We start from the raw sequence: 23,129 nt of genomic DNA on the forward strand, positions 1-23,129 counted from the left end.
TTGAGGGTACGCTCAGACGAAGCGGTGAAAGCTCTTGAGCATCAGAAACGTTTCGCTGGAGATCACCCCGTCTACAGTAGACAACTGTCTGGTAAGAAAATCAACCAGCCCCTGGTTGGAATCTACCAGCACTTCGGCCATCACATCGAAGCGGCCTGAAACGATGGATGCGGATAGCACATGCTGCAGATCCCCGATCTCCCGGGCTTTGTTCTCCAGGGTTCTGCTGTCGCCAAGGTTGATACCGATGATGGCCAGCTGCTGCCGGGGGAGAATATCCGGGTTGATCTGCCCCCGCACCCTGAGAATATCCGCATCTTTCAGACGCTTAATCCGCTGACGCACCGTGCCCTCGGAAATGTTCAGCTCCCGGGCGACGGCATTATTGCTCATCGCCCCGGAGCGTAAAAGATCGATGATGTTCCAGTCCACATCATCGGGCTGGAAACTGTTCACAGGATGCTGTCCGGATCAGTGTATTCCAGATCGAATGCGTCCGCCACACCCTTGTAGGTGATTTTTCCGTTATAGAGATTCAGCCCCAGCTTCAGCGCATTGTCTTCCTTGCAGGCTTTTTCCACACCCTTCCCGGCGATTGCCAAGCCGTAGGAGAGGGTGGTGCTGGTGAGGGCAAGGGTGGATGTCCGGGAAACCGCCCCGGGCATGTTGGCCACGCAGTAATGCTGAATGCCGTCCACGGTATACACCGGATCGTCGTGGGTGGTGGGCTTGGATGTTTCGAAGCATCCTCCCTGGTCGATGGCTACATCCACCAGCAGGGCGCCGGTTTTCATTTTCGAAAGATCCTCCCGGCGGATCAGACGGGGGGCCTTTGCTCCCGGAATCAGCACTGCGCCGATAATCAGATCGCTTTCTTCCAGAACCTTATCGATATTGGCCTGGGTGGAGTAGAGGGTGCTCAGCTGACCGTGATACAGCTGATCCAGCTCTTCAAGTCTGCCGGCGTTGATATCCAGAATGGTTACCTCTGCTCCCATTCCCATGGCAATCTGGGCGGCATTGGTTCCAACAACCCCTCCTCCCAGGATGGCCACTTTGCCCCGTGCAACTCCCGGAACACCGCCCAGCAGCACTCCCCGGCCGCCGAAGGGTTTTTCCAGATACTTGGCTCCCTCCTGGGCACTGAGCCGGCCGGCAATCTCGCTCATGGGTTTGAGACAGGGAAGCAGACCCTTCTGAGGTTCAATGGTTTCGTAGGCAATGGCTTTTACCCCCTTCTTCATCAGTCCCCTGGTCTGGGCTTCGTCGGCTGCAAGATGCAGATATGTGTAGAGAATCTGATCCTTGCGGAGCATTTCTATCTCGACGGGCTGTGGCTCTTTCACCTTCACAATCATGTCCGCAGCTTTGAACACTTCTGCGGCACCGTCGATCAGCTGTGCTCCCGCTTCCAGATACTCTTCATTGGTGAATCCCGCTCCAAGACCTGCGTCCTTTTCAACCAGAACCGAATGACCTCTCCCGATGTATGCCTGTACGCATTGGGGGGTGAGCCCGATCCGGTATTCATGCCGTTTAATCTCCCGCACTGTTCCTACAACCATCTGAACCTCCATTCCTTTGGTTTGAGATTATCACGAATTACGTAAAATGAGAAATAATATATACGAAAATCGCATTATTCATGGGATATTATCTCCAGAGCATCCATCAGCCCGGCCTGATCCAGCCGGGTTTCGGCCATGAGAAAGTCAATATCCTGGGTTTCAAGTTCCCTTCCCGCCGTATTAATATCTGTTCCTTCCAGGGCGTGTTTCAGGTAGCTGTGCTGAAGCCGGGATATGGGAATATCCCTTACCTGGATCTGCCGGGGATCGGCGGGGATGACAATGCGCCGGCCGGGCAGGTTTTCTTCAGGGTTCCCCCGGTACACTTCTATTCCCATGGATTTTGCCAGATTGAGCTGGGCAATGGGATGTTTTCCCGCCCCGGTGTACTCCGTCTCCTGGACCACCAGAATTTCATCTTCGGGGATCTGCTGAGCCATGGCGAAAGCCGCCGCCAGAGATGTATTTCCCGCAGGACCCCGCTCCATCCCCTCCATCTCCGCCAGAGCCTGGGTCATGTAAAACACTTCCCCCTGACTCACGGTGACGAAACGGTCCATGTAGCGCAAAGGGCGGGCTGCGCTCCGGGGAACATCCGATCTGTCGGGCCAGGTGGTGAAGGGGATGGAAAACCCCGTGTGGCCCGTTGTGAACGACTTCCGGTTGAAATCCCTGTCCGAGGCCATGTGCAGCCCCTGGAGATCCACGCTTGCCCCCACGATGCTGCATTCTTCCGCACCGGCGGCCTTCAGCCCCCGGGCGGTACCGGTGAGATTGCCTCCGCCGGCGTTGGTGGCGATCACCGTATGGGGCCGCTTCCCGGTGAGTTCCTCCACCTGCTCCACAATCTCCCAGCCCAGACTTTCCACACCAAGAATGGCCTGGGGGGTGTAGAGGGATGCGTTGTAGTACCCTGTCTCTTCCAGGGCCAGCAGAAACTGATAAAACAGCTCCGGGCCCACCGAGAGGCGCAGCACTTCCGCCCCGTAGGACTCGCAGGCCCGGGTCTTCTCTGCAATTTCCGGCTGCTCAATTCCCCGGGAGTCGAAACTCTCCTGGACAATAATGCTTCCCAGACCGTACTTGCAGGCCTGGCTTGCCACTGCGGCGCCGTAATTGCCGCTGGAAGCCGCCGCAATCCCGGGGTAGCCCAGGCGGCAGGCCTCATAGGCGGACATGGATGCTCGTCGGTCCTTGTATGACCCAGAGGGGTTGGCCGCTTCATCCTTCACAAAGATCCGTGCGCCCATTCCCGGCCGGGCCAGGGAGCGGGCGATTGCACTCAGGTTCTTCAATTCCACCAAGGGAGTATTTCCCACAGCCACCTGGCGCTGAATTCTGCGGATATCATCAATTGCATACCCCGTATCAGCCAGCATCCCTTCGTAGTCGAAGGCCAGACGTCCCCGGGCGTACTTCCCGTAATCGATGCCCACCGAGCTGCGCATGATTTCACTCTTCCGGGCCATCACTTCCTGGTAGCTGTTCATTTCTCCTCCTTTCGGAGTTGGGCAAGCCGCTCTCTCAGCTGGGGACCTACATGACCGAGTTCGGGAACGGGTGCACCGAAACCGTGACTGTATTCGGGGTTTACCGCCGTCAGGGTTCCCTCCATAGTTCTCCCGGCCGCCGTACGGATCCGGACAATGGAGCCCTTCTCGCCATCATGGAGAAGTTCGCCCTTCACCTTCATTTCCAGGTCAACCGCTGCCGTATCTTCCGGCACCCGTGGAGCTCGCTGCCCCCGGGGAAGAAGAACCATATGGATATCAACCAGGGTTCCGGCCTTAACTGTCATCATATTTCTCCTTTTCCCTTGGGATCTCACCTGTATTCTATCATAACTACTTCGATAGTAATAAAACAAATTTGCAGGTAAAGCGCTTTTCACTGTTACTATTTCAGTGGTAATATAATCTCCATTGGAGAACGGTATGAGTAACAGATCACATCCCCTGCTTCAAATCCGGTCGGAAATTGATCCTCTGAAGACCATTCTGCTTCACCGTCCCAGCAGGGAGCTGGAGCAGCTGATCCCCAAGTATCTGGATGAAATGCTTTTTGAGGATATTCCCTACCTGGAGCAAATGCAGAAGGAACACGATGAATTCGCCCTGCAGCTCACAAGCAGAGGCATCGAAGTGCTCTACTTCGAGAATCTGCTGAAAGAAACCCTGGCCCAGCAGGATGCCCGGGTACAGATCGTCAATACGGTAATTGATGAGCTGCACGTGAACTCCGCATCATTAAAAGAAGATATCCGCCAGCTCCTGCTCTCCCGCTCCTCCGGGGAATTGGCCCAAACCCTGCTCGCAGGTCTGAGCAAGAATGAAGTTCCCCATTCCGCCGATGAAAAACGCCTATCGTTTTATATTAAGGAAGGATTTCCCTTCTACCTGGACCCTCTGCCGAACCTCTATTTCTCCCGGGATTACGGCACGGTGATCGGAAACCGGCTTTCGGTGAACACCATGAAGGCCCGGGCCCGGAAACGGGAAAGTATGCTCCTTGAGCAGATCGCCAGATATCATCGCCGCTTCACCTCTGCCGGGGTGGATCTCTGGCATCATTATAATGAAAAAGACAGCATAGAGGGCGGGGATATTCTCATTCTCAGCCCGGAAGTAATAGCCATCGGCTGCAGCGCCCGGACAAGTCCCGAGGGAATAGAAGAACTGGCAGAGCGGATCTTTGAAAAAGATACAGGGTTCCGGGAAGTTCTGGTTCTTCAAATCCCCTTCGCCCGGGCATACATGCATCTGGATACGGTGTTCACCATGGTTGACCGGGATAAATTCAGCATATTTCCGGGGATCGCCGAACACATCAAGGTGTTCTCCATTAAACCCGGTTCCAAGGGCGGGCTCAGCATCATCCCCCGGGAAAACCTGAAAAAAACCCTGAGTGAAAGCCTGGGGCTCAGGGGCATACAGCTCATCGAGACCGGCGGCGGGGACCTGCTCACCGCCGAACGGGAACAGTGGAACGACGGAACCAACACCCTGGCGATTTCCCCGGGCTGTGTGGTCACCTACCGCCGGAATACCGTGTCCAACGACATCCTCAGGAAACACAACATCGAGGTGGTGGAAATTCCAGGCTCGGAACTGGTGAGAGGGCGGGGCGGTCCCCGCTGCATGAGCATGCCCCTGTACCGGGAAACGGAATAGCCCGTTTTCTCCCTGTCCACCAGGGTAAAGACGGCCGTTTTTAAAGCAGTCTGTGATGATACATTCATAAAGTTCCGATAGAATATGGAACCGGGACCGGGAGTCCCGGATGAAAATACAGATATCAGATGCAATGCTCAGATATCAATTGAAACAGCCCGAAGGAGACAGCATGCCGATCAATGTAAAAGGAAGACATTTCCTCACCCTCAAGGATTTCAGCCCAGCCGAAATAGAATACCTGCTTATGCTCAGCCGGGACCTGAAGAATAAAAAACGCTCAGGTATCCGGGGGAATCTGCTGGATGGAAAGAACATCGTCCTCCTTTTTGAAAAAACATCCACCCGCACCAGAGCGGCCTTTGAAACCGCCGCCTTCGATGAAGGGGGACGGGTAACCTTTCTCAGCAACAGCCAGATGGGGAAAAAGGAATCCATTGAAGATACCGCCAGAGTTCTTGGAAGATACTATGACGGCATAGAATTCCGGGGCTTCAAACAGGAAACCGTGGATGAACTGGCCCGATATGCGGGAGTACCGGTGTGGAACGGTCTTACTGATATGTATCATCCGACTCAGGTGCTGGCGGATCTTCTCACCATCCAGGAGCATTGCGAAAAGCCCCTGAACCAGGTGAAGTTTGTGTTCGTGGGGGACGCCCGGAACAACATGGGGAACAGCCTGATGATCGGAGCGGTGAAAATGGGCATGCATTTCACCGCCGTTGCCCCTAAACAGCTCCACCCCCAGGAATCCCTGGTGGCGGAAATGAAGGAACTTGCAAAGGAAACCGGGGCAGTGATCGAACTCACCGATGACGTACAAGCAGGGGTGAAGGATGCCGATGCAATTTATTCCGATGTATGGGTTTCCATGGGTGAAGAAGATCAGTTTGAAGAGCGCATTAAACTTCTCAAGCCCTACCAGGTAAACATGGATATGATCAGGGGCACCGGAAACGATCAGGTGCTGTTCCTCCATTGCCTGCCCTCCTTCCACGATACCAAAACTCAGATCGGTCAGGAGATTTACGAGAAATTCGGGCTGAAAGAGATGGAAGTGACCGATGAGGTGTTCCGAAGCAGGCACTCTGTGGTGTTCGACGAGGCGGAAAACCGTCTTCACACCATTAAAGCGGTGATGGTGGCCACCATCGGGGACCTTTAAAACCAGAGCTTGCCCATACCCCCCGGGAGCCGGCGCCTGCACCCGGGATCTGCGCCTCCTGCCGGCCCTGCGCCCGGAATGGGCGCCCCCTGCCGGCTGGGGCGGCACATATGCGGGAGCGGTTTGAAACCACCCATGCCCACAGATTCTCACGTATAATAAATTACTTTTATTACGTGATGCTTTTTCCGGAGTGAGGCTGATGTTCGAACTTCCGCAATTTGTTCGCCGGGGTGCGGTGGGGTGGGGTCATCAGCTGGGTCGTAGATGAGATTTTGAAATGACAGGTTCAGGAGATAGTAATGATAACGCTATATCTAATAGTGGCTTGAATCAGATCTTTGAAATGGTAGAATCCGACCGGCGGCGCTTAGACGGGTTGCCTGTTGTGGCTTGAATCAGATCTTTGAAATGGTAGAATTCTCGAAAGTGGGTCATTCCCAAAGAGTCTGTTGTGGCTTGAATCAGATCTTTGAAATGGTAGAATTTATAGTACAGATCAATTTGCAGATCTTGTGTTGTGGCTTGAATCAGATCTTTGAAATGGTAGAATCGGTGTTGACATCATGCGATGGGTGTTTGTGTTGTGGCTTGAATCAGATCTTTGAAATGGTAGAATTGTTGTTATAGCTAATGATTCTTATAGTGGGTTGTGGCTTGAATCAGATCTTTGAAATGGTAGAATCTGTGCTGAAAAGAATTAAATCTATTAGTCGTTGTGGCTTAAATCAGATCTTTGAAATGGTAGAATTATGCTTCAGGTCCATGCTCAGGCCGTACTGTTGTGGCTTGAATCAGATCTTTGAAATGGTAGAATATCCCATTCTAAAAGAGGAAAGTCATGATTGTTGTGGCTTGAATCAGATCTTTGAAATGGTAGAATCGTCAGCGATATCATAACCAGGAGTGAGTGGTTGTGGCTTGAATCAGATCTTTGAAATGGTAGAATGCGCATCAGCCCGTCCTTCCCCGGTCTTGAGTTGTGGCTTGAATCAGATCTTTGAAATGGTAGAATTTTTAGGAGGACACAATCAACTGGCGGATAGTTGTGGCTTGAATCAGATCTTTGAAATGGTAGAATGCGTTTTATTGAAAGTGGGACACCTATCCCGTTGTGGCTTGAATCAGATCTTTGAAATGGTAGAATGCAGAAAACATCGTATCGTCGCTTTCGGTTGTTGTGGCTTGAATCAGATCTTTGAAATGGTAGAATTTTCAACGGTATTCACTATGTCCACCACTTGTTGTGGCTTGAATCAGATCTTTGAAATGGTAGAATGAAACAGAAATTTTTTACTTTCTGATGGGTGTTGTGGCTTGAATCAGATCTTTGAAATGGTAGAATCAGCATTGATATATCATAAATAATGTCAGTGTTGTGGCTTGAATCAGATCTTTGAAATGGTAGAATATAACCGAAGCAGACATAAATCGGTTGGCCGTTGTGGCTTGAATCAGATCTTTGAAATGGTAGAATATATTCTTCGTACCAGCTGTTCAGCATTTCGTTGTGGCTTGAATCAGATCTTTGAAATGGTAGAATCCGACCCGAACGACCAGGGAAACAACTTGAGTTGTGGCTTGAATCAGATCTTTGAAATGGTAGAATCATAACCTCCTCTTTGCTGTAAAGGCCAGAGTTGTGGCTTGAATCAGATCTTTGAAATGGTAGAATCGGCTTCGTTTCGGCTTTCTCCGGTCTCAAGTTGTGGCTTGAATCAGATCTTTGAAATGGTAGAATAATCGGATTCAGCCCTTAAGCTGCGGCGGAGTTGTGGCTTGAATCAGATCTTTGAAATGGTAGAATTGGACACCGCCGGTGATATTCTCGTAGATAGTTGTGGCTTGAATCAGATCTTTGAAATGGTAGAATTGTCAATATCTATCCCTATTTGCTTCGGGTGTTGTGGCTTGAATCAGATCTTTGAAATGGTAGAATAGAGTGGATAGAAATTAAACAGCCCTGCCGGTTGTGGCTTGAATCAGATCTTTGAAATGGTAGAATTCAGCCGGGGCGCATCCGGTCAGAGGGGCAGTTGTGGCTTGAATCAGATCTTTGAAATGGTAGAATGATAGACGAATTAAAGAAGCCAGGGCGGTAGTTGTGGCTTGAATCAGATCTTTGAAATGGTAGAATGCTCCATTAGCTTATTAGCAGACCACAGCGGTTGTGGCTTGAATCAGATCTTTGAAATGGTAGAATTGACATCACACGATATAAGGTTTCCCGTTGGTTGTGGCTTGAATCAGATCTTTGAAATGGTAGAATTGGGGTTATTATTTTCATAAACCCTGTTGAGTTGTGGCTTGAATGTAACCGTCAATTTACCAGGCCCTGCACAACCTGAGCTTTAGATGGAATAATTCTTCCACATGGAGGAATTATGGATAAAAAAGTAGAGAAATGGAAGGCTATCACCGATCAATGGCGGGAAAGTGGACAAACCCAAAAGGAGTTCTGCCGAAATCACGAAATCAAGCTTTCAACGCTACATTACTGGATGAAGCGGGTTAAGAATTCCATGACCAGTGAATCTCCAAATCGGGATCTGGTCCACATTGAACCGAAGGGGCGCATGGCTTCTTCCAATGATATAGTAATAGAGATTGATCGAAGGTTTCGCATCATGGTGCCGGATAGAATCTCCTCCGAACGTCTGCAAGCAGTTTTGGCGGCATTCCGGTGATTCCTGATCTGTCCCAACTGGATATTTATGTCCGTCCAGGTGTTACTGATATGCGCAAGCAGGTGAACGGTTTATCGGAAATTGTCGAGCAGAAGATGAACCACTTGGCCATGTCTGGATCCTTGTTTCTGTTCTGCAATCGGAACCGGAGATTACTCAAATGTATCTGGTGGGACCGCAACGGGTTCTGTCTGTGGCTCAAGCGGTTGGAAAAAGACCGCTTTCCCTGGCCGGACACCGAGGAACAGGCAAAGCAGATCACCACAGCCCAACTACAGATGATTCTGGACGGCATTGATTTTTGGCACGCCCATAAGGCAATTGAGTATGTCGAATGTAACTGAAATGACTTCCCTCAACTGCTGAGTCCATGCTAGAATTTAGATCATGTTGAGCGCAGCGGAGATTGAACAGTTACCAGACGCAGTCAAGACCCATATAACCGCACTGGACTCCCGACTTGCTGAGCGCGAACTAGAAATCGAAGACCTTCAGGAACAACTTAAACTGGCCCGGTTTCGAAAGTTCGCCCGCACCAGCGAGTCCGCTTCTGACCTACTGCAGACGATGCTGTTTGAAGAGTCGCAGGTCGCCTCGACACCGGCAGATGATACGGATGCCACAGACACAGTTACAACAGTCACGTCTCATACCCGAAAGAAACGGGGGCGAAAACCATTATCCGATGACCTACCGAGGGTCGATGTCATCCACGACATCCCGGAAGACGAGAAGCACTGTGGATGCGGTCATGAGCTCTCCAAAATCGACGAAGAAGTCAGTGAAAAACTGAAAACCATCCCCGAACAGTTTTTCGTCGAACGGCATATACGGCCCAAATATGCCTGCCGTAAATGTGAAGGTTCCGGGGACGAAGACAAACCGGTGTTCCGTATTGCTCCGGTTCCTCCGTCCATCATCCCTAAGAGTATTGTCACCCCGGAGCTTCTGGCATTCATTATTCAGAACAAGTTTGTCGATCATCTACCCTTTTACCGGCAGGAAAAGCGCTTTGAACGGGTTGGAGCGAGAATCAGCCGGCAGGATATGTCAAATTGGCAACAGAAAGCGTACGAGCTACTGAAACCCTTTAAAACCCTCATGAAAGCGCAGATTCTGTCCGGATCGGTCGTTCAGATGGATGAAACCACCGTCCAGGTCATGAATGAAGAGGAAAAATCCAATACCAGTAAATCGTATATGTGGCTCGCAAGAGGAGGCCCGCCTGATAAAAAGGTGGTGGATTATGAATATCACCGAAGCCGCGGGTCAGACTATGCAAAAAATTACCTCAAAGAATTCTCAGGCTACTTACAAACCGACGGGTATGTTGGATACGAAACAGCTCTCAAGAACCGGAACGATATCGTACATGTTGGCTGTATGGCTCATATTCGCCGGAAATTCTTCGAAGCAGGCAAGTCATCAAAGAAAGCCGGAAGCGCTCATGAGGCGGTTTCGAAAATCGCCAAGTTTTACCGTATAGAGAAAGAACTGCGTAGCCTTGATCTGTTAGATGAAGAATTTATCTCTGAACGCAAGGCACGAATTGCACCGGTAGCCAAAGATTTCAAAGCATGGCTCGACAAGAAAGCCCTGAGCATTCGCCCCACCAGTGCCACTGGTCAGGCAGTAAGTTATGCGCTCTCGCAGTGGGACAAGATCATGAAATATCTCGAACATCCTCAGCTCACCCCGGACAACAACAGTTCGGAAAATGCTATTCGTCCTTTTGTGCTTGGACGCAAGAACTGGCTATTCAGCGGGAGCCCACAGGGGGCAGAATCCTCCTGTTTCATGTTCTCGCTCATCGAGACTGCCAGACAGAATGGTTTGAACCCCTACGGCTATCTGGTTCATGTATTCACCCGTGCACCAGAGATTGCCCTTTCTGGAAAATGGGAAGAATTACTGCCCTGGAACATTAAGGACGAACTCTTGGAAATGAAGTCGATTTTACAGGCTTAAATTTACGCTTACGCTTGAATCAGATCTTTGAAATGGTAGAATCTCTACTTGCCATCTGTCAATCATTTCTTTGTTGTGGCTTGAATCAGATCTTTGAAATGGTAGAATAAATCTGGTGAAAAAAGTAGCCGGAAAGGAGTTGTGGCTTGAATCAGATCTTTGAAATGGTAGAATGCGGAGGTAATAGTTATTAAGACCCAGATAGTTGTGGCTTGAATCAGATCTTTGAAATGGTAGAATTTTTGGAAAGTATTCATAAATAGAGTCTTCGTTGTGGCTTGAATCAGATCTTTGAAATGGTAGAATCAGGAATCAGTAAACCCATGTCTCCGGTACGTTGTGGCTTGAATCAGATCTTTGAAATGGTAGAATAAGGGGGAAATTTATGCCGATTAATGTTAAGTTGTGGCTTGAATCAGATCTTTGAAATGGTAGAATCCTTGCCGTTGACGGAAGCACGACGACACGTTGTGGCTTGAATCAGATCTTTGAAATGGTAGAATTAATTATAATGATTATATAGGTGGTCCTAGTTGTGGCTTGAATCAGATCTTTGAAATGGTAGAATTTGGCTTTTTGAAAGGTTCCCCGGCCTTGCGTTGTGGCTTGAATCAGATCTTTGAAATGGTAGAATACATGGTTCGCAAACTACTTGGGCACAAAGAATTAAAGCTGATCCATTTCATTTTTTTTGGCAATTGCATTGAATTTTTATTAGTGTGATTGCCATTTTTTTTCATTAAAACATCTCCAATTGGGAAGGGGTTTGGGGCATGGACGTGGCTGCTTTCCCTGTAAAATTTTCGATAGCAGAGTACTGCTTATCGGTTAAACTAAAAATACTCACCTGCCCGGAGCCCGGCAACATTGCCGAAATACGACTTTTATGAACTTCAACCGATTCATTGCTTGTGCAAGCTCTCATATATACAGAATACTGAAACATGGTGAATCCATCACGCAGCAAGTCTTTTCGAAAATCACTGGCCACTTTCCGTTCCTGCTTTGTATTCGTGGGTAAATCAAAGAATACTACTATCCACATAATTCTATAGGCACTGATTGCCCCATGTCCCATGGCTATAGCTTCTTGAATTTTGGAAACATCGGCTTCATTGTTTTGTCAGTGAAATGTCGTGCAATAGATGCCGTTGTCAGGCTCAGACCATTGCTTAAAGGACGTTTCTTTTCAGGAAAATATACATCCCGGGTAAGGGCATTTAACATATCAGCTTTGTCCTCCTTTGTAAGATCAGCCTTATTCAATAATCGGTCCGGTGTAGTTGTTTGAAGTACTTGTGCATCTACGAATGGACGATAGGGTTCCATAATGTCATCAGCCAGTGCAAAACTGTTATATTGATTCCTATGGTGAATACCAATAGTAGGAAGAAGTCCGGATCCGCTAAGCGAACGGGCTACTGCTGCCCGCAGAATTGCATAGCCATAATTCAGTTTTTTGTTAGCTAACAAGTCCCTGTTTGAACGCGTGTATCCCTCCGGCATCACAGTCTTCCAGTAGGATTTAGCAGCAACCGCTTCTCTATTGGTTGAATCATCGCTCTTTACCTCTTTGCTGCATGCACGGAGTAGCTCTGGTATTTGAAGCTTGCTAAATTCAGCCACGGCTATCTGATTGCGGATTTTTCTCTCGACTATGTGTTTCCATAATGCCTTCTTTACCGGTTGCTTTACTTCGATCTGTGATCGCTGTAATTCATGTTGAAGATGGTGTGAATCCAGGTTTAATACCATTCCGGTTGGCATGTGTTTACTATTGCAGTAGATGATAGCCGCATTATTTTCCAAAAGGGTTGCAACAAGTGATTGGGAGTATGCAATTTGTGGGTTATCCAGGACTAGGAAGCCGATATCTTCAATGGGTGCTGAAGTGATCAGCTCATGGTCTGAAAATGCCTCAAGTTGATTATTGGCCTGCTTGAGGTATACAGGTTTGCTGAAGTAGAGGGTTCGTTTGATCATTCTAAATTCACCTCCCCGGTGGTGGCTACCTTGACTCTTAACGGATTTTGTTCCTTCCAAGCTTTGAAGCTTTGTATCCCGAGGTAGTACGGCTCAAAATCTCGATCCAATGTGCTTTCTGTATGAAGGCGGAAGCAGTAATACATTGAAGACAACTTCTGTACCCGGTATAGATGCCGTGAGACAAGCTCCTGGGGAAGATCTCCCTGCAGCTGCTCATCACCTAATCCAAGCAAAAACGTATCGTTTATGTGAAGGGTGGTAATAATCTTACCGGGTTCCGGAAGCTGATAAACGCTTTTCCCAGCAAGTCTTGCCTGAACAGCATCCCAGAAAGTAACCGGGTGTTCTTTATAGTTGCCGTCTGAATCACGGTATATGATGAATGCGTAGTTATTGCGTGGGTTCACGTACTGGTTTATACCTGTATGCCATTGCACTGCATTACCCAGGTTCTCCCTGATTCTCACCTTCTTTATTGGATTTCCGGGCTTACCGGAGCTTGGCATTATAACCTGGTAATCATTACCCTTTGTAAACCATTCACCTTTTACTTTTTCTTTCTCATCAATGGAGTAACCATTTTCTTCGACGAACGTTCGAAGAATTTCATGTGTGCCAGCATCAGCAATTTTACTCAGAGAAGTCAAATCTGTTATTTGCTTTCGAACGTGGTATCCCGGTTCATCACTTCCCGGTATATAGTGCTTACCGTAAACAGTGTCCTTGTGCAGTTGACCCCGCACACTCATGCCTTGGGATACATATGTGCGTCCATTAAGTCTTGTGTTCTTTTTTATTCTCTTGATTATTTCCCTATTTTGGCGATGAACCACCAGAATGCTGTTAATTGAATTTAATGCATCGGCTCGAAAGTTGTCCCAGGGTAACGGGAACTGTGGCTTAGGAGCGCTGTAGCGCTGTCTTTTCTTGATCTTTAAAAAATATCCGCTAAGTTCCCGCAACTGCCCCGTATTCAGTAGGGCTATTGTCAGAGCATCTATGGCGTGATGTCGATGATCCATACGGTTTTTTCCGGGGTTAAATACAAGACTCCCGTCTTCCTGGAACACAAAACCGGAAAGGACATTTTTTCCCTTTCCGTTTTTAGGTTTTATGTTCTTTTTCGGATAAAAACGCATATCCCGTGGTTCACAGTTAGCTATAGCGAATGCGGGGCCGGATGGGGTTCCTTCAGGAGCATCCAAAGCTATTCTGAAATTGCTTTCCGCGGTAAATCTGTAGCTTTGGTCAATTTTACCCTTAATGAGGAACTGATGTTCCGCTATTGCAGGAGTAGGTGTAAACATCCGCACGACCTGAAGTATCTCCTGAAGGTCTAATGGGATAATCAAAGCAGATTTATTATCTTGAGGGGGGATATCGAACAGACACTTTCGTTTGTCGATAAAAGCTTCAACTTTTCCATCCCTATGCTTGGTTCGTTTAATCAATAGCTCATTTTTACCCGGCTTTTCCCCTCTCTTCTCCCAACGAAGTTCTCCATTCACGGGTATATTCACCCAATATGGGGCATTATCATCATATTCTCCAGGGGGAAGCATCAGTTTAACAGGCAAGGAATTCAACATGAGAGATGGTGACTCGCGATCTTTTACCTGAGCACGGCCTTTCAGCCAGATGGATTTGGTATCTTGTGAGGGTAGTTTTGAGAATAAAGGGAGATATTTTTCAACTGATAATAGTGAGTAAACCATCCACCCGGGAGAATCGTATGTACGATGCTCTACACTTACTTCTCGTGTTTGGCTTTGCCCTGTAAATTTACGATCAACTTTGAATATGCCGTTTTTCATTTCTCCACTTATAAGGATATCAGATGCCCGTATCGCTGGAGGAGGGAGTTCCTGTTCGCTTAGTTCGATAATGACCCCGTCGTCATTCATTACCGCCCAATACATTCCTGCATTTCCTTCGAAATTGGTTTTGATTGGAGGTGATAGTATTGAGTTTAGCCCCCACATTCTTCTGACTTTTGCTGTCAAGCTGCCCGGGAAAACATAGACTTGATCACAAATTGTGGAAAGATAATCCCGTGCAGCCTTGCTGATGTAGCGAGTATCATTGAGCTGTCTCTGTAAAAATGCTTCTGGCTCGTAATCACGGGTGGATACAAATCGCTTTGCTTTTTCGTAAGGTAGAAGTGTAAAGGCTCTTGCCTTCACTACTTCCCAGTGATCGGGATCAGATTTATAAAACTGGTACGGCGTTTTCTCTCCTTTTTTTCCATTTTCTTCGGCGATGCAAAGGGTTTTATTGCTCAGGCTGTCGTCCAGGGAAATACTATATGGGATTATGTGCTCTACTTGAACCTTGTTGTCGTTACCAAATACATCGGTTATAGCCAAGGATTGACCTGTGTAGGGGCATTGAACACTTTGACCTTGAACGCTGTTCTGTATCTCCTTGTAAAGAATATACTTTTGGATATTTTCACGGCTGGGTGAAAGACCGAATTTTTGCAGTTCAATTTTTGCATCGTTGTTTCGCTCTGCCCGCTGATTATTCTCCCAATGCATTCGTCTGCGCACATCTCTCGGGAGCTTCAATTCCCGGGCAAGTTCCACTTTGATTTTACTGAATTGCTCTCCGTCAGGGAGATATTGCTCTACGAGAGTGTTAACGAGTGTTCGCAGTTCCTGCAATGCTTGCTGTACAATAGGGTTGCGAAGGTTTGGTAGTTCACTGAGATAGTAACGATTGTTCTGGACACTCATCTCCTGACTGTGATGGTACAACTTATACGTCTGATTCATGGAAATGTTGAATGTCTGCATAACATATTCCCGAAGCGCATCAGTGAAACTTTGGTTCACATCCCGGTTATTTTTTTCTTTCAATTTGGAAACGTGTGAAATGATTTCATCAGCATTTGCATCAAATGATTTTTCACCTATCACACGCCTGATTCCGGCAAATATTACTGCGTCATTGTAAAGCATCCCCATCTGAAGAAATGGATTGATATTTCGTACCGCCTTCAGAGAGAGTGAGCTGTAATCGGTGTTTATCTTGTATTTGTTAAGCTGCTCAATGGAAACATCAATGTTATAGCTTCTTTGAAACTTCTCTTTGAGTTTTTCGCTTTTATCGTAGAACACGAGATCGTTCCAGATAGAATGGAAAAGTTCCCAATCAATATTTTCAACGTTAGAAGTGTCCGTCACCTTGGAAATAAAGGCAGTTGTCGGGCTGCCGGGAACTTTATGATCATCTGCATAATTGAATTGCACTCCAGTTTTTTGAATCTTCTTTTTTAAATCGCTCATCTTAACTGCTTTATCTTTTGAGAGAAGAAGAATGATTACATCTTTGCGATCAGTCTCGTTTAGTTTTTCCCCCGCTCCGTACTCGATTTGATTGGCAAATTGCATAGCTCTGTAGTATTCAAACTCAGGGTGAGATATCTGGCATACTGACTTTCTTTTCTCGTAGCGGCATTTGCTCAGGAGATGCTTTTGCGATTTCAATGGTTTCTGGTAGAAAAGAATTCCTTTGTCTGGATTGCCAAGGTAATCCTTCAAGCTCACAGTTTGTTCGCGGCAGATAAAATCACCCTCGATTTCGAACGAAATTCCAGCCTTTTTATATGCTTGAAGCTTGCGCCTGTGTTCACTGCTCCCGGCTGGTCCGTAGTACCGCTTGTTTCTGCTATGTACAGTCTCATTTTCAAGTCCAAGCTTTCCTGCCTGACGTTCCCAAATTTTATTGAATTCGTCTACATACCAGTTGCGGAGGGTGTAACGCCCTCGTAATCGTTCATTGCCATCAGACTTAATCCGGAGTGAATTCAAGTACTCACCAAGGGTTGCATATTGTTGAAGAAGATTTTTTGTCTCATCTACACCGACGGTGTCTTCATTCCCTTTGTATAGAGCACCATCTTCATTACTTTTACGTCCGGTTTTGAACCCCCTATGATGAATTATGTGATAGAGGATTCTTCCAAACTCGAACCGGGAAATGTCTTCATGCAATGCCCTATCTCTCAACTCGTATGGATTTAGTTTTAACCAAGAATTAAATTCGGATGAGGATGGAAATTCTTGTTTCTTTCCTTTCCGGTATTTTGCATAACTTTCAAGTTCATCTTTGCTCAAGGGACACATTTTGAAGTCTACGAGTGTTCTCAATAAGACTATTCGACGCTGCTTTCTCCTGAGTGTCTGTCTCCGAGCCTGGCGGGATAAACGGCGATCCTGGTTCTTATATGATTCCTTCCCGGTTCCAATATCCGTGGCAGCACCAGGGAAAACTCTCACTCCGGTCTTGATTATGTTCTGTTGTTCTTCATCCACCAGCGCCCAACCAAGGGAGCTGCTACCTAAATCCAATCCAAGGGTGTAAGGCATCATTTACCTCTCATAGTTGACAAAATATCTAAATGTATTATAATTCAAATATCTGATTCTTTCCACAATAAGGCTATACGCCGAAGTGCGGAAAGCACTATTGCCCTGCCTAGGCAGGGCGTTTTTTTCTATTCCCTAAAAAACGAGTCACTTGATCTTTATTTTTGTGAATAAGTGAATAAAAAAGAAAAACTATTCCTGAATAGAGCAATGTGATCATACTATAGATAAAATAAAACCCAATTCTCTATCTTTCTATTCATCAGGCTCAGAGATCACCGGCAGTATCCGTTTACCCAGGGCCGACAGCAGGAAGCGGGGCATGTTTGCGCTTGCCTCCCTGCTGGAGCGGATGTAGGCCGAGTCAAGGCTGGCTTCGTCCGGTTCGTCGTCGTCAATTTCCAGAACCCTCAGGGTGTTGTATGCCGCCGTCATTTCCATGACCAGGTGGGTTTCCCGGTTGGTGAGCCCGTCATTGCCGTTGTCCGCAACCCTTCCGCTGAACTTCAGGTAGAGCCCCTCGGTTCCCATGGAGGTTCGCTTCAGGGACTGGCGGATGATTTCACGCATGGGGATGAGGGAGATCTCCTCCATGGTGAACACCTGGATGTTCAGAGACCTGATAATCTGGGCCGCATCTTCTTCTATCTCCCGGACCCCCAGCAGAACAATGTTGCTCAGATCCAGACTTCTGCTGATCTGTTCATTGTCCCTGCCCAGCACCCGGCTCAGTTCCTCGCTCCGGATGGTGGAGTCCACCCACAGCAGGCCGAACTGGTTCATGCTTGCGGCAGCGGCTTCAAGCCCGGTAACGCACAGTTCCCGCCCCCCGAGAACGGGAATGGCTCCCGGTTCTATCTCCCCGGCCAGCTCCTCAACCCCGAGTCCTGCTTCGGTTCTCCGGAACCGGTAGTTGAGTCTTTCCAGCCTGGTTTCAAGCTCCCGGCCGTAGCGTTCGTTCTGAAAGAGCCGTCCCACCAGTAACACAGAGCGGCGGCGGGGGTGTCTCAGATGTTCCGGGAGAATCACCCGTTTTCCCACATAGGCGCTGGTCATGCAGGCCAGCAGGGCCGAATAGTTGGGGATAAATTCCACGCTTTCACCCAGCCCGGGCTCGGTTTCCAGGGAATTGATATCAACAAGAAGATGATCAGACGAGGCTCCGAGAATGGATATACGGGGATTCGCAGGTTCAAGCCCTTCCACATCCACATCTTCCCGGCCGATATTCAGGATGCCTCTGAGAATATTGCCCCGGTCCTGAAACACCGGCGTTGCTCCGAAGGCATCCTGTCCGGTGATCCCGATGGGAACCGAGGGTTTTCGTTTTTTTTCGATAATTTCAGCGCTCAACAGAAAGGCTTTCTGGCTGGTGCCCGGCCAGGCCCGTCGTTCAACGGTTTCCCGACCCAGAAGGATGGCTTCGCCGATCCGCAGATTGTTCACCTTCCGGGGAACGCCCCCCTCTGCCAGCAGATTCAGGGAGCTGGAGTTCCCACCGGATATGATGGGCAGGGGGATGCCGAAGCGGTTTTCTATTTCATCCGCGTAGCCCGCCAGCCTGCCGAGGTTTTCCTCACTGGGAATCACGCCCCCGTAACAGGTCAGATTTGTACCGATGCCCCGGATCCGCACCCCTTCCATCTCCATAACCCGGGATGCTGTCTCCATAAGATCCTCGGGCCAGATACCCTCCCGCAGATCACCAAGATCCACCATGAGAATAATATCGTGCACGGTACCCACTGAGAGGGCCACATCGCTGAGACGCTGGATCACCGAAAGTTCGGAGTTCAGGCTGAGATCCACACTGCGTACGATCTCCTCCGCCGCCGAAAGGGGGGGGATGCGCAGCAGCATGATGGGAGCGGAAATGCCTCCCGCCCTCAGACGGTGGATGTTCTCCAGCCGGCTTTCTCCGATCATGGTGACTCCGCCCCGGAGCATGGCTTTGGCAACCTGGGGCATGCCGCAGCTTGCCTTGGTGACTCCGGTTACTTCTATGCCGTGCTGTGTGCAGAGTTCGACAATGACCCGGGTGTTTTCCTCTATCCGGGCAACATCGACCATCACTTCCGGTCCGCTCATGAAGGTTCCCTCCCTGCCTGTTTCTGGCCGGTCTGCTCCGGCGGCAGTTCCATGCCCAGGCTTTCAGCCAGAAGTTCAAGAACCGCCTCCGGATACTCTTCCGCCAGTACGCCCAGGCTGGACATAATGTAGCGGGTATCAAGCACAATGGCAGCCTCCGGCGGGGGGAACAATTCCACCCCCCGTGCGGATTCCAGCACCCGGCTGAGTATTTCCCTTCCGCCGGGCAGACGGGTCAGTGCTCCCCCGGTGCCGATCACCGTCCGTACGGCGCTGAGATCCTTTCCCTGGGCCAGCTGCTGCTTCCCGGAGATAGTATACATGCTCCTCAGCCTTCCGGCATGCCGCTGTAGAGCCCTTTTTGCGGCATGGAAGCAGAGGGTTTCTGCGATCCTCAGTTCATCGGGGTTCCGGGGAACCGGTGGCAGGGCATCCACCCCCGCCTCCAGGGCTTCAACTGATTCACCCAGACTCTCTGCAATTTTCTGTGATCCTGCCAGCTTGAGAACCTGGTGGCGGTTCAGGTAAAGCCCCAGATCCCCCTCCACGGTGCGTTTCCCCCGGGGTTCCGGGGCGATGAGGATCCGTTCAATTTCCGGTGAGGCGTCGCACACCGAGTGAAGGTCCGTGGTTGCTCCGCCCACATCGAACACCAGAAGGTTGCCGATTCGCCTGTTCAGGGCCATGGCGCTGCGCATTACCGCCCCGGGCACGGGCATGATCTGAGCGTCTATCAAATCCCGGATATGCTCCATCCCCGGTGCATGGACGATGTGCTCTTCAAACACCTTTTGAATGATATTCCGGGCGGGCTCAATTACCAGCTCATCGATTCGGGGATATACGTTGTCACAGATATGAAGGGGCAGGGGAGTGTTGTCGAAGAGGGTGCGGATCTGCCGGTGATTCTCACAGTTCCCCGCATAAATGACCGGGACGCTTCGCCCCTCACAGATCAGCGCCGATACAATGGCCCGTGCGTTGTGCAGGGCCGTATCGCGCTCACCGTAATCCACTCCCCCGGCGATCATGATGATGTTGGGCAGGGCATCCAGCATGCTCCGGATATCCTCAGAGCGCATTTTCCCGGCAGTAATCAGGGAGATATTGGCGCCGGCCCCCAGGGCGGCTTCCCGGGCGGCCTTCACCGTCATATCGTAGGCCAGGCCGTGTACGCTCATTTTCAGGCCGCCTGCGGCTGAGGATGATGCAAAGAACCGGCCCCACCGAAGCTCCGGTACACCCAGGCTTTTCTTGAGCTCTTCAACGGCCTGCTCCAGGCCGATGCGTACATCCCCCTGCTGAACCGAGCTGGGAGCTGCTCCCTGGCCCAGAAAGCGGGGCCGGGGAGAGCGGGCCGCCCGGGGGGAATCCATGCCGGAAAACGCGCTCACAACGGTGGTGGTGCTTCCGATCTCCGCAGAGAGGATATCAACCTGCATCAGCTCTTCCTGTTTTCCACCAGGAAGGTGGCCACGTGTATTCCCTTGGTTCCCCGGCCGAATCCCGCATCCACGCCCTGCTTCACCGCAAGGTCGGGGGTCACCTGGGTGCCGCCTGCGATAATCAGAATGTTATCGCGCACGCCTTTCTCAACCGCCAGATCATGGACCCGTTTCATATTTTTGTAATGAATTTCGTCATGGCTGATAATCGTGGAAACCAGGATGGCCTGGGCGTTGATCTCAATTGCCGCATCCACCAGCTTTTCAACAGGTACGCTGGTTCCCAGATAGTGGCATTCAATTCCGTAGCCCTCAATTCCGCCGTGTTTGATATCGATGATCTCCCGCAGGCCCACCGAATGCTCGTCCTCGCCCACCGTACCAGCCACGATGGCCATGGGCCGGGCCTTGATCTCTGCCCTGATCTCCTCTTCGCTGAGTACCTTGGGCTCCGGGGGAATTTCCAGTTTGGAGGTATCGATGGTGAAGGCAACCTTCCCCTTCAGTTCAATGCGGGTTCCTTCCGCCGGATGCATCACCTCCGCGTGAATCACCTCGGCTTCGGAAAGGTTCATGTTCTTTGCAGCCTCCAGGGCCGCAAAGCGGGCGGTCCGCTGGTCGGTGGGCAGAAACATGGTGAGAAGCACCGTGCCGTCCCCCTGCCATTCCATCTCCGGTTTGATGATGGATGAGTTGCGTAAATGGGCGGTTTCGGCCATCCGGACCGCCACATTATCGTTTTCATCCAGCTCATCAATAAACACAATTTTCTCGGGCTTTTCGAAGGTGCAGCCGTCAATGAGACTGGAGGGGTTTTTCTCGGCCTCTGTTCCGTAGGGGGCAAGATTGTTGTAACCGAAATGCGCGGTCACCGGAGCCATGTAATCATCGTCCCGGGGATATACGGTTCCCGCACCCACGCCCCCGTCACGTTTGCGTACAATGGGATCCCCGTTGCGCTCCGGGTACTTTCCCGAGTCCACAAACATTCCCGCTTCCACCGCATCGAAATATCCCCCCAGCTCCAGCATCTCTTCCATGTAGAGAACCGCCCGCTCCTTCAGTTCCCGGACATTCTCAGCCAGTTCCCCTTCGTCCCGCCGCAGGGAGACCATCTCCATCAGGCCGTCCATGCCGTTGAACGCCTGCTTGGCGGTATCGGTGCCCTCCACGTTGTAAATATGCCAGGGAACATTCCGCCCTTCGTCGGGGGTGATGGTGGACTGGATTTCAGCCCGGGTGAACTGACTGATCAGGAGGTTCAGGGTATGGGTGACCGTGGCCTCCCTGGCCGATGACGTCATGTACTTGGTGTTCTGCTGGGCCCGCATCTTGTAATCCCGGAACAGTTCTCTCAGAGCCACGGCATAGGGCAGATCCAGCCGCATGGCCGGAGCGGGAGGTGCGCTGGGGGGTACTGTTGAGAGGCAAATATCCTCGGGCTTCATTCCCGCTTTCACGGAGAACATGGAGTTCAGTGCGTGCTGAACCATCAGCTCGGGCATTACCTTCCAGGCCTGCCGGGCGGTGGCGTTGGCATTATGGGCGCCGTCAATCTGGGCGATCCCCGCCCATGCCATTACCCTCTTGGCAACCGCAGCATCCACAAAGGAGCGCACCATATTCACGTTCCGGTACAGCACGTTGTACTGGGGATCCTGGTGGGCGCCGTTCACCCCTTCTTCAGCGAAGAGAACCGCCATCTCGGGTCCGGCCACGCCGCTCACGTAGGAATGGTAGTTTATGGGCCGCCCCACCTCATCTTCTATGAGATCCAGGGCCTTTCTCTGGGCCCTCAGCTGCTTCCTGGTAATGGCAACCCCGCCGATCCCCTGGGGGCTGCCTTCCAGAAGACCGTCCATATGACTCTGCCCGGCGGTGCGGATCACCATCAGATGATCGGCTCCGTGCCAGGCTGCCATCCGCATCCGCCGAATATCGTCCTCAAAGCGGCCGGAGGCGATCTCGGTGGTGATAGTGCTCACCGGCTGGGGATCAATATCGCCGAAGTAGTGGGCGGCGGGGAGGGGGACGGAATGGGAAAGGTTTTCGGTGGTCTGATAATACTCGAAGGGGCCGATCTGCCGCTTCTGTCCGCCGCCTTTGCGCCAGAACCAGCCCCGCCTCCGGGGATGATAATGCTCAAGATCCTCCAGGATCCGTTCCACATCCAGTTTTTCATTGGGATTCAGCTGCATGTGAGCTGATTTCCCTGTTTTATTGGGGTTTTCGGTGTTCATGTCCATATGGCCCGGGCCTCCTTCCAGAATTTTCCTTCGGCCAGGGCCGCCGCAGCTTCGCCGATTGAGATGCCCTGATCTGCTGCGATGCGGTACACGATATGCCCTGCGCCTTTGCCCAGAAGTTCGTGGTCCAGGGCTTTTTCCACAATTGCCGCCGCCTCAAGGCTGGAAATTCCCATCCGCAGCAGCACCGACCGTTCAATGGAGGGGCTGGTGTGATGGTAGGCCGTATCTATCAGCGGCTGGGTGAGGGCGTCGGCGAGCTGCCAGAACCGTTCCTCCAGCTGTTTTTCGCTCAAATCTGCCAGATGTTTTCTCCTGACCTGAAAATCATCCTTTCGCTCCTGCATATCTGCTCCTTATTCTGCTTGTTCGGTTTTGTAATGCCCAATCCCGGGCCCGGGCAGGGGCCGGACCGGGGCCTGGGCCGTGCCCG

The 23,129-nt window shown here is 50.4% G+C and carries 16 protein-coding genes and 2 CRISPR repeat arrays; of the genes, 5 read left to right on the plus strand and 11 right to left on the minus strand.

What is annotated here, in order from left to right; genetic code table 11:
• Positions 1-12: 12 nt before the first annotated feature.
• The 4 genes from L21SP2_RS04725 to ortA form a co-directional block, all read right to left on the minus strand.
• Positions 13-456 carry an Lrp/AsnC family transcriptional regulator gene (locus tag L21SP2_RS04725; RefSeq protein WP_024267356.1) on the minus strand — a complete coding sequence of 148 codons (444 nt, stop codon included), beginning with the start codon at positions 454-456 and terminating at the stop codon, positions 13-15.
• The gene (gene ald, locus L21SP2_RS04730) at positions 453-1,565 is read right to left on the minus strand and encodes an alanine dehydrogenase (RefSeq protein WP_024267357.1); all 1,113 of its coding nucleotides are present in this window, start codon (positions 1,563-1,565) and stop codon (positions 453-455) included. The genes L21SP2_RS04725 and ald overlap by 4 nt, the downstream gene beginning before the upstream one ends.
• A gap of 74 nt (positions 1,566-1,639) precedes the next feature.
• Positions 1,640-3,058, minus strand: coding sequence for a 2-amino-4-oxopentanoate thiolase subunit OrtB (gene ortB / locus L21SP2_RS04735; RefSeq protein WP_024267358.1), 1,419 nt, complete (start codon positions 3,056-3,058; stop codon positions 1,640-1,642).
• Entirely contained in the window at positions 3,055-3,369 is a 315-nt protein-coding gene (ortA, locus tag L21SP2_RS04740; RefSeq protein WP_211233433.1) for a 2-amino-4-oxopentanoate thiolase subunit OrtA, read from the minus strand. Before ortA ends, ortB begins: the two co-directional genes overlap by 4 nt.
• 133 nt (positions 3,370-3,502) lie before the next feature.
• Between ortA and L21SP2_RS04745 the strand changes: the two genes are divergently transcribed.
• The 5 genes from L21SP2_RS04745 (at position 3,503) to tnpC (ending at position 10,561) form a co-directional block, all read left to right on the plus strand.
• Complete coding sequence (locus L21SP2_RS04745; protein WP_024267360.1) at positions 3,503-4,738, plus strand: arginine deiminase; 1,236 nt, start codon at positions 3,503-3,505, stop codon at positions 4,736-4,738.
• Between the two features lie 172 nt (positions 4,739-4,910).
• On the plus strand, positions 4,911-5,906 hold the full coding sequence (argF, locus tag L21SP2_RS04750; RefSeq protein WP_041402223.1) for an ornithine carbamoyltransferase: 996 nt from the start codon (positions 4,911-4,913) through the stop codon (positions 5,904-5,906).
• Positions 5,907-6,226: 320 nt separating this feature from the next.
• Positions 6,227-8,175: direct repeats of the CRISPR family, unit length 36 nt; unit sequence GTTGTGGCTTGAATCAGATCTTTGAAATGGTAGAAT.
• A 115-nt stretch (positions 8,176-8,290) separates the two neighbouring features.
• Positions 8,291-8,593 (plus strand): IS66 family insertion sequence element accessory protein TnpA, encoded by a 303-nt coding sequence (gene tnpA / locus L21SP2_RS04755; RefSeq protein ID WP_024267362.1) that lies wholly within the window; start codon positions 8,291-8,293, stop codon positions 8,591-8,593.
• Positions 8,590-8,937 carry an IS66 family insertion sequence element accessory protein TnpB gene (gene tnpB, locus L21SP2_RS04760; RefSeq protein WP_024267363.1) on the plus strand — a complete coding sequence of 116 codons (348 nt, stop codon included), beginning with the start codon at positions 8,590-8,592 and terminating at the stop codon, positions 8,935-8,937. Before tnpA ends, tnpB begins: the two co-directional genes overlap by 4 nt.
• 43 nt (positions 8,938-8,980) lie before the next feature.
• Entirely contained in the window at positions 8,981-10,561 is a 1,581-nt protein-coding gene (gene tnpC, locus L21SP2_RS04765) for an IS66 family transposase (RefSeq protein ID WP_024267364.1), read from the plus strand.
• A gap of 6 nt (positions 10,562-10,567) precedes the next feature.
• A CRISPR array of direct repeats spans positions 10,568-11,195; the repeat unit is 36 nt; unit sequence GTTGTGGCTTGAATCAGATCTTTGAAATGGTAGAAT.
• Between the two features lie 105 nt (positions 11,196-11,300).
• On the opposite strand, the gene cas2 is transcribed toward tnpC, so the two are convergent.
• The 7 genes from cas2 to L21SP2_RS04800 all read right to left on the minus strand — a co-directional run bounded on the left by cas2 (position 11,301) and on the right by L21SP2_RS04800 (position 23,043).
• Complete coding sequence (gene cas2 / locus L21SP2_RS04770) at positions 11,301-11,639, minus strand: CRISPR-associated endonuclease Cas2 (RefSeq protein WP_041401200.1); 339 nt, start codon at positions 11,637-11,639, stop codon at positions 11,301-11,303.
• Positions 11,640-11,641: 2 nt separating this feature from the next.
• Positions 11,642-12,544, minus strand: a complete 903-nt coding sequence (gene cas1, locus L21SP2_RS04775; protein ID WP_024267365.1) for a type II CRISPR-associated endonuclease Cas1 — start codon at positions 12,542-12,544, stop codon at positions 11,642-11,644.
• Positions 12,541-16,920 carry a type II CRISPR RNA-guided endonuclease Cas9 gene (gene cas9, locus L21SP2_RS04780; protein WP_024267366.1) on the minus strand — a complete coding sequence of 1,460 codons (4,380 nt, stop codon included), beginning with the start codon at positions 16,918-16,920 and terminating at the stop codon, positions 12,541-12,543. Before cas9 ends, cas1 begins: the two co-directional genes overlap by 4 nt.
• Positions 16,921-17,172: 252 nt before the next feature.
• Positions 17,173-19,005, minus strand: a complete 1,833-nt coding sequence (locus L21SP2_RS04785; RefSeq protein WP_024267367.1) for an alanine racemase — start codon at positions 19,003-19,005, stop codon at positions 17,173-17,175.
• Positions 19,002-20,447 carry a GlmL-related ornithine degradation protein gene (locus L21SP2_RS04790; protein WP_024267368.1) on the minus strand — a complete coding sequence of 482 codons (1,446 nt, stop codon included), beginning with the start codon at positions 20,445-20,447 and terminating at the stop codon, positions 19,002-19,004. Before L21SP2_RS04790 ends, L21SP2_RS04785 begins: the two co-directional genes overlap by 4 nt.
• Positions 20,447-22,696, minus strand: coding sequence for a D-ornithine 4,5-aminomutase subunit OraE (gene oraE / locus L21SP2_RS04795; protein WP_024267369.1), 2,250 nt, complete (start codon positions 22,694-22,696; stop codon positions 20,447-20,449). The genes L21SP2_RS04790 and oraE overlap by 1 nt, the downstream gene beginning before the upstream one ends.
• Entirely contained in the window at positions 22,687-23,043 is a 357-nt protein-coding gene (locus L21SP2_RS04800) for an ornithine aminomutase subunit alpha (protein WP_024267370.1), read from the minus strand. The genes oraE and L21SP2_RS04800 overlap by 10 nt, the downstream gene beginning before the upstream one ends.
• Between the last annotated feature and the right edge of the window lie 86 nt (positions 23,044-23,129).

Origin of the sequence: Salinispira pacifica (assembly GCF_000507245.1) — a bacterium.
GTDB classification, from domain to species: Bacteria; Spirochaetota; Spirochaetia; order DSM-27196; family Salinispiraceae; genus Salinispira; species Salinispira pacifica.